This window comes from Synechococcus sp. WC101 (genome assembly GCF_047461555.1).
Taxonomy (GTDB): domain Bacteria; phylum Cyanobacteriota; class Cyanobacteriia; order Thermostichales; family Thermostichaceae; genus Thermostichus.
Window position 1 is genome coordinate 1 of sequence record NZ_JANSHG010000061.1, and the last position, 12,831, is coordinate 12,831.

A 12,831-nucleotide genomic window follows, 5' to 3' on the forward strand; every position below is an offset into this window, starting at 1 on the left:
CACCCCCGAGAAGCTACAGCAGATCCAGCGAATTGGCAAGCGCGCCAAAGAGCACATGATCAAAGCTAACCTGCGCCTGGTGGTGTCGGTGGCGAAAAAATATCAAAATCGCGGCCTGGAGCTGCTGGACTTGATCCAAGAGGGCACGCTGGGCCTGGAGCGAGCGGTGGAGAAGTTCGATCCCAAGAAGGGCTATCGCTTCAGCACCTACGCCTACTGGTGGATCCGGCAGGGCATCACCCGCGCCATCGCCACCCAGAGCCGCACTATCCGCTTGCCCGTTCACATCACCGAGAAGCTGAACAAGATCAAAAAAGCCCAGCGCAAGCTTTCCCAGGAGAAAGGCCGTACCCCCACCATTGAGGATATTGCTTCCGAGCTGGAGATGACGGTGCCCCAGGTCAGGGAGCTGCTGGTGCGGGTGCCGCGCTCGGTTTCTCTGGAAACCAAGGTGGGCAAAGACAAGGACACTGAGCTGGGGGATCTGCTGGAAACCGACGACATCTCCCCCGAAGAGACGATGATGCGGGAGGCCCTGCATCGCGATCTACAGCAGTTGCTGGCAGATCTCACCAGCCGCGAGCGGGATGTGATCCGCATGCGCTTTGGGTTGGGGGATGGGCGCACCTACTCGCTGGCGGAAATTGGCCGCGCCTTGGATCTGTCGCGGGAGCGGGTACGGCAAATCGAGGCCAAAGCCCTGCAAAAGCTGCGGCAGCCGAAGCGGCGCAACCGAGTGCGAGACTACCTCGAAGCCATCAGCTAGTCGGGCCTGCCTAGGATCTGGATGGAGATCGCTGGCTGGCAATCTTGCTCAGGCGCGTCTGGATCTGGGCTGCCAGCCAGTTCACTTCCGGGATCCGCAGATACAGGGCCCCTGCCGCAAACAAGCTGAGACCGATGCCGGCGGCCAGACCGGCCCAGAGGGCGGCGGTGATTAGAGAAGAGCCGAGAATCTCGTGGGAGCGCAGTTGCGTCCACAGCCAATGGCTGAGGCCCCCGGCCAAGGCGGTGATCCCCAGCAACGGCAGCAGGGCCTGCCCCATCTCCTGCCAGGGGATCTCCGGCAAGCGCTGGTGGAGGCGGATCCCCAGCCCAATCAGAGCCATCAGGTTAACGCCTGCCGTGGCCAAGGCAATGCCCGGTGCTCCAAAGGTTGGCAAAAACAGGAAGTCCAGCAGGGCGTTGAGGCCGATGGCCAGGCCGCTGATGTGCAGGGGCGTAGCCCCATCCTCCAGGGCGTAGAAGATACGCACCAGCACATCCCGCAGCAGGTAACAGGTCATCCCCAGCCCATAAGCCATCAGCAGGGCCGCCACCTCCTGGGTCACCTCCGGCGTAAAGCGACCGCGCTGGTAGGCTACTTGAACGATAGGTTCGGCCAGGGCCACCAGCACCATCGCCAGGGGCAGGGTGAGGATGGCCGTCACCATCAGCCCTTGGCGGATACGCTGGCGCAGCTCCGGCCAGCGGGATCCATCCCCCGCCAGCTGGGCGTAGAGAGGCATCAGGGGCACCAGCACCATGTTGGAGAGGATCCCCAGGGGGGTTTGCACCAAAAGCTGGGCATAGCCCAAGTTGCCGATGGTGCGATCCCCGGGCACGAAGGAGGCAAAAAAGAGATCCACATAGACATTGATGTGGATCATGCCGGAGGAGATCACCGCCGGCAACAGCAGCAGGCCCACCGCCCGCACCGGCGGGGATCCCCACTCAAAGCGCAGCCGCAGCCGCCCCAGCCCCAGCCGCTGCTGCAGCGGCACCTGCGCCAACCACTGGGCGATGGCCCCGATGAGCACCCCCCAGGCCAGCAACGTCGGGATCCCCGTCCATCCCAACGCGAGCAGGATCCCAATGACTGACAAGCTGGAGATCAACGGGCTAAGGGCGGGCAAGAGGTAGTGCTCGGCCGCATTCAGCGCCCCAAAGCCAATGCCAATCCAGCCCGAGAGCAAGGCCAGCGGCGCCATGATCCGCAACTGCTCGGCGGCAAGAGCATGCACTTCGGGGCTGGCCCCTGGTGCGCTCAGGCGCACCACCCAGTCGGCTCCCCACCAGAGGCCCAACGTCACCGCTAAGAGCAGGCAGCCCACCAAGGTAGAAATGGACTCTAGCCAACGGGCCGGATCCTCTCTTCCCGGCTGCTGCTTTTTGAGCACGCTGACGATGGCGCTGTGAAAGGGGCCGTTGATCCCGCCCAGCAAGATCAACAAAAAGCCAGGCAGGACATAGGCTATGCTAAAGGCGCTGTACTCTGTCCCCGAGCCGTAGACTGCCGCGATTAGGGCCTGACGGATAAACCCCATGCCCTTGCTGAGCAGCGTGGCCCCTGCCACCAGCCCTGCTACCGAGAGCAAGGAACGGGGTGGAGAAGACGCGGCGGATGGGATTCGCGGGGCAGACTCTTTCATACCCCTAGCTCCCCACCGCCGCCTTGGCAATGGGCAACTGTCGGGATGCCCTAATCTTCCCAGGATTCACCCACAGGCTCACAGCCGCTACCCCCCTCGCTTCGGCATAGGGCAGCACCATTATCCCGGATTCTCCCGACCTCTGGAGGGAGGGCAAGGCAGAGCTCAGGCCAGCAGTTGTCGCTCCTGCTCCAGTTGCCGCAACAGATGCTCGTCGCCGCGGGCCTGGGCAGCGCGAATGCGCTCTTGTAGTCGCCGCAGCAGGTTTTGCCGATGGGTTTCTTCGACCAAGGTTATAAAGTCCTTGCGCGGGGAAATAGCCGCCGGCACCCTGCTCGCTGCCTTCGCCGCCGGATTGAGGACAAGGCCTCGATACCTCAAGGCAGAAAACTGTGGCAGCGACACAACCGCCGATTGGGCTGGCCAGCTCCACGCCAGGCCCCGGTAGCGCGTTGGCACCTCCTGCCGCTGGCAGCTCGCGGGGGCAGAAGGGACAAAGTCGTGGGCAATGCCCCGGTAGGTCAGTTGCATAGGAAGACTCCCCCAAATAGACTGCGGCGATCTTTAAAGAGCTGAGGAAGAAAGCGACGCCCCTGAGCCAGCTTGTTGAGAGCCGTTAGACAACAGCTTCGGCTTCCTCGGCGCAGCTCAGAGGGTAAAACCCAATTTTATTCTGTATCGGAATTAACAAAATAAGCAGTTGGGTGTCAACTTTGGGTCGAGGTCGTCTCCCTATCCAGAGAATTAGAGCAGCTCGTCGATTAGCCGTAGCACCTGGTGCAGGTCGGTGCCGGCCTCTTTTCCCCGTCTGAGGTTCAGCTCCACCAACTGCTTGAGGGCGAGCAGCTTGATATTGGCCTCCACCGCTGCCGCTGCCATGGCTTGGGCCGCCGGCAGATAGCCGCTGGCCCCCAGATCCAGCAGGGCAGCCCGCCGCAGATGGATGTTGGGGTGGCTCAACACCGACAGTAGCGGTTGGACAAAAGTGGGATCCCCTGTCAGCCGGTAACAGGCCCGCGCTGCCGCGCATTGGAGGCGAATTGAGGGGTGCTCTAGGTAAGGGCGGATCTGCCCCAGGGCGGCAGCCACCTGCAACTGTCCAAGCGCCTCGATCAAAGCCTCCAAGGCGGCAGGCGCTTCTGTCTGCAGACCCTGCTCCACCCAGCGCAGCCCTTCGAGCAACGCCACTCCCAGCTCTTCGGCTTGCCTGGGATCCCGATCCAGATTATTGGCTAGGGCGATCTCCACCAGCGCCTGGGCTGCTGCTGCCACCACTTGGCCATCGGAGCAGCGTAAAGCCTCTTTCAGAGCCGGGATCCCAGCAGGGGAGGCCACCTTGCCCAGGGCACGGGCGGCGTTGCGCCGCAGCGGATATCCCCCCTGCGTGGTGCGATCTGTCTCATCGGCCAAGGCTTCGATCAGGGCCGGGATCCCTTCGGGGATGCGCATGCGCCCCAGCCACCAAGCCGCGTAGTAACGTTCCCCCGGATCCCCATGGCGCAGCTTGGCGATCTGGCCAGCGGGGGTGAGGTCGGCGGCCGGAGGGAGATCTGAAGGAACAGCCGTGGTCATAGCATCAACAGGCCAGAGCGCCTGCAGAGGCCTCAAGCGCTGCGGACGCTGACGATCTTGGCGCCCGACTTGAGCAGCCGCTGCATCGTCGCCGAGAGCTGATCGGCAGAGACAAAGATCTGCTGGTTGGATTTGCGCACCCGGCTGGAGGTGGCCAGGGCCGAGGGCGGGTTAAGCAGCCGCGTCACCTCAATGCAGAACATGCGATCGGACTGGCCCGTTGGCGGCCCCAAGTGTTTGGTAATGGGGCTGGGGGGCAGCAGCCCCCGCACCCCGATGCGGCGGATGGCCGGGGTAAAGCCGGTGGCGAGGGGTACCATCAAGCGCGGCCTGCGCCCCTGGGAACGGTCGTTGTTGGCGTAGCCCCCGTAGAGGGCAAAAAGGTTGGTGAAGTCGCGGGTGGTATGGGCCTTGCGATATTCAAACCCGCGCGGATAGGGGACGATGTTGTCGCCAAAGGCTTCCAGGTATTCTGGGCTGTCGATGTAGGAATCGATCTCCGCGCTGTGGCCCCCAGCGTGGTAGATGTCCAGGTGTCGGGCAATATCCTTAGGGCTGGTGGGAGCTCGCCCCAGCAGGTGCTTGAAGTTGAGCTCGATGGCGCGGGTCTGGGAGTTAGGGTACAAAAACCGCCTCTTGTAGGCTTCGGACTTGGCGATTAAGCGCACAAACTCCCGCACCGTCAGGCTGCCCCGCCGTAGCAGCGATTCCGCACTGGCCAGCTCCTTCCTGTCTGCGCCAAACAGGTGATCGTTGCCCAGCACCTGGCGATAGATGGCCCGCAGGATCGCATTGAGCTGATCCTGGCTGGCATTAGGGCGCAATTCTAAGGGAGTCGTCTCTGTAATGCCCCGGATCCCCATTCGGCTTGCCGCTGTGATTCCACTCATGTTAATTCCTCATGATGAAACTGGCTGGATTAACTTTGAAAAAAGCTTGAAAAGGCTGCTTGGGTTCACCTCTCAACTCAACAACCCTCAGCAGCACAAATATGGGGTTGAAGCGAGAGCAACAGCGGCGCTTTTCCCTCTGGGGGAGAGATCCTCAGACTCAACCGGCCAAAGGGATCCCTTTCTCGCCACCGTTGCCCTCGACAACCTTTCTTCGCTATCCCCCTCAAGCGCCGGGCTGGCCACCTTTTTGGGGGATCCCAAGCTGCAGAACCTAGCTGAGCGCGTTGATGGCGTAGTCGATGTAGGTGTTGGCTTCGGTGGCCGCTTGCCCCGTCAGGCCATGGTTGGCTTTGATGTAGCGTAGCGCTTCGATAAACCAACTGGGGGAGAGTTCAAAAGCGGCGTTGATCTCGCGGATCCCGGCCAACTGATACTCGTCCAACGGGCCGGTGCCACCGGCTACCAAGCAGTAGGTGATGTAGCGCAGGTAGTGGCGCACGTCGCGGGCGCACTTGTCTTTGCCCGCTTGGGTGTGGCATTGTCCCCCAGGCTGAGTGGTATAGGGGAACTTGGCATAGACGGCCTCGGTGGCGCCGCGCACCAGCTCTTCGGCACGGCTGCTCAGGACACGGGCAGCTTCCATGCTGGCGGCAGCCCGCTGAAAACGGCCGTTGATGGCCTGCAACTCGCTGTTGCTCAGATAGCGCCCCTGGCTATCCGCGGTAGCAATGGCATCGACAATAGGGGTTTGCATGATTCAAAACGCTCCTTTACTTAAGCTCAACGCAAAAATCCAACACTGCAAAAGCGGCTTAACTGCAAAATGACTGCAAAAAAGGTTGTCTTCTCAGGGATCCCAGGCCAACCCGAGTTGAACTCCACGGCGGCCTTCACCCTAGGATCCGACTGTTCCAGGCAAAGCGATGGAGATTCCGGCCCTATCAGACCACGGCAGCAGCGGCGCGATCGAAGTAGGACTCGATTTCGGCGATCAAAGCGCTGCAATCACCCCGGGTGATGCCGTTGGGATCGCTCACCACCGCCACCGCAGCTTTTTTCATTTTTTGAATGCCGTTGGCCACAGAGCTGCCAGGGGTGCCCAGCGCCTGATAGGTTTCCCGCAAGCCGTTCAAGCAGCGCTCGTCCAGCACGCTGGGGTCAGCGGCTGCCACCGCATAGGTGATGTAGCGGAGGATGATATCCATATCCCGCATACAGGCGGCCACGTTGCGGCTGGGATAAGCAGGGCCGCCGGGAGCGTTCAAATTGGGCTCCTCGGCAAACAACTGACGGATGGCATCGGTCACAATTTTAGAAGCGTTGCTGGTGAGGCGGTTCACGGCGTCCAAGCGCTTGTTCCCCTCGGCAATCACCTGCTGCAGAGCCGCAAACTCGTTTTCTCCCAAGAAAGCGCCTTTGGAATCAGCTTGCGCAACAACTTTGCCAAATACATCGTTCATGGCTTTAAATCTCCTAGCGAAAGCAAAAGAGGTTATGAATCGTCACTCCCTGCCGCGGAAGTGGAAGCTCCCGCCAGCCAGGAATGCAGCAATGCCCCGATCCCTGATGCCGACCGGCACCGTTGGCACAGCTCCTTGTCCCAACAGACCTGCCCACGGGATCAAAGCCCGTAGAAACAAGATGGGCAAGCTAATCCTCGACCCACCTCCAGTCAAACGGCCTCGCAGGCGAAGCCGCTTGCCGACACATGTCAACGGATCCCGCTTCTTAAAGATCCTCCACTGCCGACAACCTGAACTGGACAGATGAGGAAAATCTGGCTCGCCTTGTTTCCAGTCTTTTTCTATCGCGAGGACAGGGAGCGATTGAATCAAAAAATGTAAAGGGACTTTACTTGCCGCAAAAAGTCTTGGATCCTCATCCAGACGGGCAATCCCGCCCTCTTCTCTCCATCCTTCAGGGCCTTAGTTTTTACAGAAAAAAATGTTACTTTACACAGCTTTACGACATGAAGAAAAATATAAACCGTGATTGTGGCTTTCGGCCAAGAGGCAAGCCCGCTTCAGTATCCACGCAAACCTTCTCATAAAGGATACATAATTTAACATTTGTGGAACCTCCTCGGCAGAGCAGAGGTTAGGGGAAAATCTGAGCAGGTTTTCATCGACCGCCTGGGATTTTCGGTATAAGTCCCTACGGTATTTCTGGATGCGTGGTTATGTCGAACTGGTTGGAGTCCACCTCTTCCTCTGAGCTGTTGCAGATGGCACGTTGGCTGGCGGGAGACTTCAGCAACCAAGAGCAAGCCTGGGAGAACCCACCTTTTTTTGCCTCGATCCGGGTGGCCTATCGCCCCTTGCCAACTGCTGTGCTGGGGGGAATCGGCTTTTATGTGGAGCAGGCTTACAGCGGCCATTTGGAGGAGCCCTATCGTCAGGCAGTGGTGGAACTCACTCAAGTGGGGGACGGGATCGTGATCCGCAACTACCGTCCTCTGCAGCCGCAGCGGTGGCGGGGGTGTGCTCGGGGGAGGGCGGAGCAACTCAGCCAACTGAGCGCTGCCGATCTGGCCTACCTGCCGGGGTGTGATGTGCAGGTGAAGAGGCAGGGATCCCTTTTTGTCGGCGTGACGGAGCCGGGTTGCCGCTGTTGCGTGGTGCGCAACGGTCAAACCACCTATTTGCAGACCACCTTGCACCTGAGCGAGAACGAGTTTTGCAGCCACGATCGCGGCATGGATCCGGTTACCCACCGCCAGGTGTGGGGAGCTGTGGCCGGCCCTTTTCGCTTTCGCAAGGTTGTCGATTGGCAGGCGGAGCTGCTGCAGTAGGTGGGAAGAGAATCCCTTGCCAATCTCGGCGCCGTCGGTGAAAGATGATACTTTGGGAGAAAGCAACTGCGGCCCGCTACATGTCCAATAGGGATCCTTGTCTGCCGGCTGCTCGGCAACGCTGACGCGAATGTGCGAATGAACTTTCCCCATGCAAGACGAACGAGACACGCTTCGCCAACAGCTTCTCACCCTCCAAGGTGAGGCGCTTGCCCAGGTGGCGCAGGCCGCCGATCTGGACGCCTTGGAGCAGATCCGCATCGACTATCTGGGCAAGAAGGGGAAGCTCTCCAAGATCTTGGGGGGCATGGGGAAGCTGCCCCCGGAAGAACGGCCTGCCATTGGCGCTTTGGCCAACACCTTCAAAGAGGCCCTGCAATCTAGGCTGGATGAGCGCAAACGGGCCCTGGCCGAAGCTCAGCTCCAGGCTCGCCTGGAGGCGGAGCGGCTGGACGTCACTATGCCGGGGCCGCGCCGGCCTCTAGGGCGGATTCACCCTTTGCAGGCCACCATCGACCGCATGCTCGATATCTTTGTGGGGATGGGCTACACGGTGGTCCACGGCCCGGAGATCGAGACAGAGTACTACAACTTCGAGGCCCTCAACACCCCCGCCGACCACCCGGCGCGGGACATGCAGGATACCCTCTATTTGGAAAAGGGCTATCTGATGCGCACCCAAACCTCTTCGGTGCAGGTGCGTTATATGGAGCAACACCAGCCGCCCCTGCGCATTGTGCATGCCGGGCGAGTGATGCGCCGCGACAGTGTCGATGCCACCCACTCGGCTGTGTTTCACCAAATGGAAATCTTGGCGGTGGGCCAGAACCTCACCTTTTGCGACCTGAAGGGCACCCTCAAGGAGTTTGTCACTCGCCTGTTGGGCCAGCGAGAAACCCGCTTCCGGCCCAGCTATTTTCCGTTCACGGAGCCTTCTGCCGAGATGGATGTGCGTTTTGGCTCCAAGTGGCTGGAAATTTTTGGCTGCGGCATGGTGGATCCCAATGTATTTCAGGCGGTCGGCTATGACCCGGAGCGCTACACCGGCTTTGCGGCAGGGATCGGCGTTGAGCGGGTGGCCATGCTCTTACATGGCATTCAAGATATCCGCCTGTTCTACAGCAGCGACCTGCGCTTTTTGTCGCAATTTTAGGTCAAGAGAAGGTGCGTTTGTAAACCAACTGCAGGTGCTCCAGCTCGTCTTTGCGATTGGCGCGGCGCAACAGGCGCATTTGTTCTTCGATGACCTGGCGGGCTTCGTTGCGGCTAATCGGGTCAAAGACCAATTCTTCCACAGCAGATGGATCGGCGTTGTGATCGGGGGGCTTGAAGTAAACCCGAAAAAACAGCCGTTGGGCATAAAGGGTGGTGAAGATGGCCTCACCTTCGTTAACCCGACACAGGCCGTAGAGCAAACCAAATGTAGGGTGATTTAGATAGAGCTCATTCATGCCCAATAGCGTACCACTCTTGGTGGAGAAGAGGGGCTTTCCTTCTCGTTCGGTGGCCGAGAAAGTTGCCGAAACGATTTCGCTCCGGCTCTTGAGACCGAGAGCGCAAATCGTAGGTTCCACCCAGCTTGATTTTGGTTCGGCTGTTGCAACTGGATTCGAGGTTAACAGAGTTTTTTTAGACACAGGCCAGGCTGCTACCGCCGCTGCTGTTCCCCCACCTTTTTCTTCATGTCATGCAATTCCTTCTCTACCTCTAGCCGCATCTCCAGCCGGCGAAATTCCTCCTCCAACTTATCTTCCTCAAACGGTTTTCCCCAGGGGCTGAAGCCCCAAGCCGGCTCGGCGGCAGTTTTGGCTTGGGCGGCCTTGACTTCTTGCAGCTTGGTTTTCACCTCTTGGCGGCGCCGGGCAATTTGCGGCAGCAGAGCTTCCAGTTGCTGGATTTTCTCCTCCAGAGCCTTCCCTTGGTTGAACAACCGGCTTCCTTTCTCCAAAAGCTCGGCTTCCCGTCGACGCGCCCCTTCGGCCAGGTCGGGGCGGTTGGCCCGCTCGGCTTTTTCGATGCGAAAGTGCCAGGTCTTGATCTCCTCGCCCAGCTTGGCGAGAGCTTCGCTCAGGGCTTGCTTCTGGGCCAAGCTTTCCTGCCGCAGCCGTCGAGTTTCTTCTTCCTGCTGGCGCAACTGCTCGTCGAGGGCTTGCAACTCGATCTCTGGGTGGGCTTTGAGGAATTCCTCTAGGCGGGTCTCCAAAAATCGGATGATATCTTCGATCAATTTCATGGGCCGATCCTCACTGGCCGAGCGCTCAGTTGCGTTTAGGCTAGCGCAAGCCGGCTCGTTCCCGATAGGCCCCCGTTGGATCGCAGCCTAGACCAGCAAATGCCCATCGGCAACGCGGATGATGCGCTGGGCGGCCTGGGCCACTTCCAGGTCATGGGTAACCACGACAAGGGTAATGCCCTGGCGGTGCAGCTCGGCAAAGAGGTTGAGCACTTCCTGGCCGGTGCGGCTGTCCAGGGCTCCTGTAGGCTCGTCAGCCAACAACAGTTGTGGCCGGTTGACGATGGCACGGGCGATGGCCACCCGCTGCTGCTGGCCGCCGGAGAGTTGAGCCGGGCGCTGGTGCAGCTTGCTCCCCAAGCCCACTTGTTCTAAAGCTTGCTTGGCCCGCCGGCGTTGCTCTGGCTCCGGGATCCCGGCGTAGGCCAGGGGCAGCATCACGTTCTCCAGAGCCGTCAAGAGGGGCAGGAGGTGAAACTGCTGGAAGACAAAGCCAATCTTTTGGTTGCGAATCCGGGCCAGCTCCCGATCCGTCAGAGTAGAGACTTCCACGCCATCCAGCCAGTAGCGCCCTGAGCTGGGCCGATCCAGGCAGCCCATGAGGTTCATCAGGGTGGACTTGCCGGAGCCAGAGGGCCCCATGATGGCGCAATACTCCCCTGCCTCGATCGCCAAGTCGATATCGTAGAGGGCCTGAAAGCTGCCTTCCAGCAGTGGGTAGACTTTGTTCACCCCGACCATTTGCACCACGGGCAGGTGGGGTGTGGTAGGGCGCTCCAGGGATCCGACCAGCCCCTGGCGACGATCTGCCCAGGGTTGTTGCTCAAGCATGGTGGGTACCGCGACTGGCCCCATTCTAGCCTTTGGGCTGCTGGGGCTTCGGGGGCTGACTAACCGGAAGAGCGGATTTCCAGCGGCTGATGGTAGGGACAGCTTCCTTGCGGATCCACCCGGAGGCGGTAGAGGGGGGAGCGCTCTTGGTCGCAGCGAAAGGCTTGGGCTTGTGAGGTTAAGATCTGGCGGGCAAAGCGGCAGTTCTGGCACTTTCTGCCACCGTTATCGGTGGAGGCAGAAGGCTGTTTTGGACGCGGCACGATTCCTGCTGGTGCGGGGGCGGCCCCTGCCGGGCGGATCAGCTCCCGCGGCGAAAGGCCGCGCAACACCAGTTCGGATCCCTGCCAGCGGGCCTCCACCAAGCCAGTCTCAGCCCAGGCGGCCCAGCGGGGATCCTGGGCAATCTGAGGGGGCAGCCGTACCTGTACGCCGGCCAAGGCGCGGGGCGAGCCCTGTTCCTGCCAGATCTCTTCCACCTCCCCCTCGTAGCGCAAGGCGGGATCCCTGGGAAATTCTGACGGCTTGACTTGGGTTTGCAGGCGGCCGTCGGGCAGCTCCAACCAATGGCCGGGTTGGGGGCAGTGGACATGGTAACGGTTGCACAGCTCCGGCAGATCCGCCAGATCCTGCGCCTGCTGGGGGCTGGCGTGCACCAAGACCACATGTTGGGGGCGAAAGGTGTGGACGATCTGGGTCAGATGCCCAACGTCGTTGTGGCTGTGCCAAGCCAGCCACTCCACTCCGATGCGGGAGCGCAGCGGCGCTGGCCATTGGTCAAAGGGGGTGGCCAGCTCCACTTCCGGCAGCCGCACCAGCAGACAGGAGCGCTGCGGCTGGGCCAGCAAGCGCGACCAGATGGGATCCCAGGCTTCAGGCCCGGCATCGGCATCGCACAGCAACAGGCCCTGGGGCAGGGGATCCGCCTCCGTGAGGGGCTGCACCCGCGGCTGCAGGCGGTCTTCCCAGAACAAGGGCTGATAGGTGGCGAAATTGCGCACCGGCTCCGGCAGGTAGGGGAGCAAGCGTTCGTAGAGGTTGCAGCCTGCCGCCAGCCCCGGCGCCACCCACACGGTCAGCTCTTGGGAAGCCTGGGTAAAGCGGTGGTGGGCTTTGAGGAGGAAGAGCAGCTCCTGCCCCAGCCCCAACACCGGCAGCGGAAACAGCACCGTCTGCCCTGCTGCCAAGGCGCTGATCAGACGCTCCAGCAGGCGGTTTTCCAGATGGCGACGGGGCGGATGGCGAGTGGATCCCAGCGAGGCTTCGATGAGCAGCACGTCCGGCTGCCAATGGCGCAAAGCGGTGAGATCCAAGCCGGGGGCAAAGCGGGTTGAGGCCAGGGAACAGTCGCCGGTGTAGACGCAGGTTTGGGCCGGAGTGGTCTGGGTATTTTGCAGCAGGGTTGCCGCTGCTCCCGGCAGGTGCCCGGCTGTGAAAAAGGTGAGCATCAGATGGGGCAGGATCTCTCGTGCCTGGCCAAAGGGCAGTGCCCGAAAGGGAGGAAAGCGAATTTCCCGGTCGTAGCCCGGCCAAACGCCCCGCTCCCACAGGCCGCCCGCCAAGTGGGCGGTCAGGGGAGTGGCATAGATAGGCACCTGCGGGTAGCGACGATAAAAGGCGGGCAGCCCCTGCAGGTGGTCAAAGTGAGCATGGCTGCAGATCACCGCATCCGGGATCCCTGGCAGGGCCTTGAAGAGGGAGGAAGCAGGCAAACCGCAATCGAGGAGCAAGCGGTGGGATCCCATCTCCAGCCAGTAGGCACAGCCCTGCCGGCGGGGATCCGTGCCCAGGGGAAACAGTCGAAGGGGGGGTCTTTCTGACTCCACAGATGTGTTGTTTTTAAGCTAGAAGACCACGCTCAATCCTGCAAACCACAAGGGCGGCTCGGCCAGGGATCGCCCCTCCCCCTCCGTACACCTCCCGGAAAGGCAGGGGCAACCTCTGCCGATCTAGCTATCCTATCCTTCTTCCAGCATAGCTGTTGACCACTTCCGCCGGGGCAGCCGGCCATTTTCTCTATGCTCTCCATGCAACAGCGGAATAATAGGGGGATTTGGCTTTGCCGTGTGCCTGGCTTGGCAGCCCTAGGAGTTGGAGAGC

General features: G+C 60.9%; 13 protein-coding genes. 3 read left to right on the forward strand and 10 right to left on the reverse strand.

From position 1 onward, the window contains the following. Window positions 1–766 (forward strand): RNA polymerase sigma factor SigC (sigC, locus tag NW809_RS05855; protein WP_414401720.1); only part of this gene is annotated, 766 nt, incomplete at its 5' end. Window positions 767–776: 10 nt separating this feature from the next. On the opposite strand, the gene murJ is transcribed toward sigC, so the two are convergent. From murJ to NW809_RS05885, 6 genes are all read right to left on the reverse strand, one after another. Next, window positions 777–2,411 (reverse strand): murein biosynthesis integral membrane protein MurJ, encoded by a 1,635-nt coding sequence (murJ, locus tag NW809_RS05860; RefSeq protein ID WP_011430852.1) that lies wholly within the window; start codon window positions 2,409–2,411, stop codon window positions 777–779. A gap of 165 nt (window positions 2,412–2,576) precedes the next feature. Then, the gene (locus NW809_RS05865) at window positions 2,577–2,942 is read right to left on the reverse strand and encodes a DUF4278 domain-containing protein (RefSeq protein ID WP_414401721.1); all 366 of its coding nucleotides are present in this window, start codon (window positions 2,940–2,942) and stop codon (window positions 2,577–2,579) included. Between the two features lie 213 nt (window positions 2,943–3,155). After that, window positions 3,156–3,983, reverse strand: coding sequence for a HEAT repeat domain-containing protein (locus tag NW809_RS05870; protein ID WP_099813014.1), 828 nt, complete (start codon window positions 3,981–3,983; stop codon window positions 3,156–3,158). Window positions 3,984–4,015: 32 nt separating this feature from the next. Continuing rightward, entirely contained in the window at window positions 4,016–4,873 is an 858-nt protein-coding gene (locus tag NW809_RS05875; protein WP_011430855.1) for a phycobilisome rod-core linker polypeptide, read from the reverse strand. A gap of 274 nt (window positions 4,874–5,147) precedes the next feature. Then, window positions 5,148–5,630, reverse strand: a complete 483-nt coding sequence (locus NW809_RS05880) for a phycocyanin subunit alpha (protein ID WP_011430856.1) — start codon at window positions 5,628–5,630, stop codon at window positions 5,148–5,150. Between the two features lie 187 nt (window positions 5,631–5,817). After that, complete coding sequence (locus tag NW809_RS05885) at window positions 5,818–6,336, reverse strand: phycocyanin subunit beta (protein ID WP_011430857.1); 519 nt, start codon at window positions 6,334–6,336, stop codon at window positions 5,818–5,820. Window positions 6,337–7,055: 719 nt separating this feature from the next. Between NW809_RS05885 and NW809_RS05890 the strand changes: the two genes are divergently transcribed. Together NW809_RS05890 and pheS are read left to right on the forward strand one after the other, a co-directional pair. Beyond that, a complete protein-coding gene (locus NW809_RS05890; RefSeq protein WP_414401722.1) occupies window positions 7,056–7,667 on the forward strand; it encodes a chromophore lyase CpcT/CpeT in 612 nt (203 codons plus the stop codon). Between the two features lie 151 nt (window positions 7,668–7,818). After that, window positions 7,819–8,820, forward strand: a complete 1,002-nt coding sequence (gene pheS, locus NW809_RS05895) for a phenylalanine--tRNA ligase subunit alpha (RefSeq protein ID WP_011430859.1) — start codon at window positions 7,819–7,821, stop codon at window positions 8,818–8,820. Between the two features lies 1 nt (window position 8,821). Here pheS and NW809_RS05900 read toward each other — a convergent pair whose 3' ends face one another. The 4 genes from NW809_RS05900 to NW809_RS05915 all read right to left on the reverse strand — a co-directional run bounded on the left by NW809_RS05900 (window position 8,822) and on the right by NW809_RS05915 (window position 12,557). Further along, window positions 8,822–9,118: a PipX family protein gene (locus NW809_RS05900; RefSeq protein ID WP_099834822.1), complete on the reverse strand. Its 297-nt coding sequence runs from the start codon at window positions 9,116–9,118 to the stop codon at window positions 8,822–8,824. 197 nt (window positions 9,119–9,315) lie between these two features. Continuing rightward, on the reverse strand, window positions 9,316–9,900 hold the full coding sequence (locus NW809_RS05905; protein ID WP_011430861.1) for a TIGR04376 family protein: 585 nt from the start codon (window positions 9,898–9,900) through the stop codon (window positions 9,316–9,318). A gap of 87 nt (window positions 9,901–9,987) precedes the next feature. After that, window positions 9,988–10,731, reverse strand: coding sequence for an ABC transporter ATP-binding protein (locus NW809_RS05910; protein WP_414401723.1), 744 nt, complete (start codon window positions 10,729–10,731; stop codon window positions 9,988–9,990). Between the two features lie 59 nt (window positions 10,732–10,790). Next, a complete protein-coding gene (locus NW809_RS05915) occupies window positions 10,791–12,557 on the reverse strand; it encodes an MBL fold metallo-hydrolase (RefSeq protein WP_099834821.1) in 1,767 nt (588 codons plus the stop codon). Window positions 12,558–12,831 lie beyond the last annotated feature (274 nt).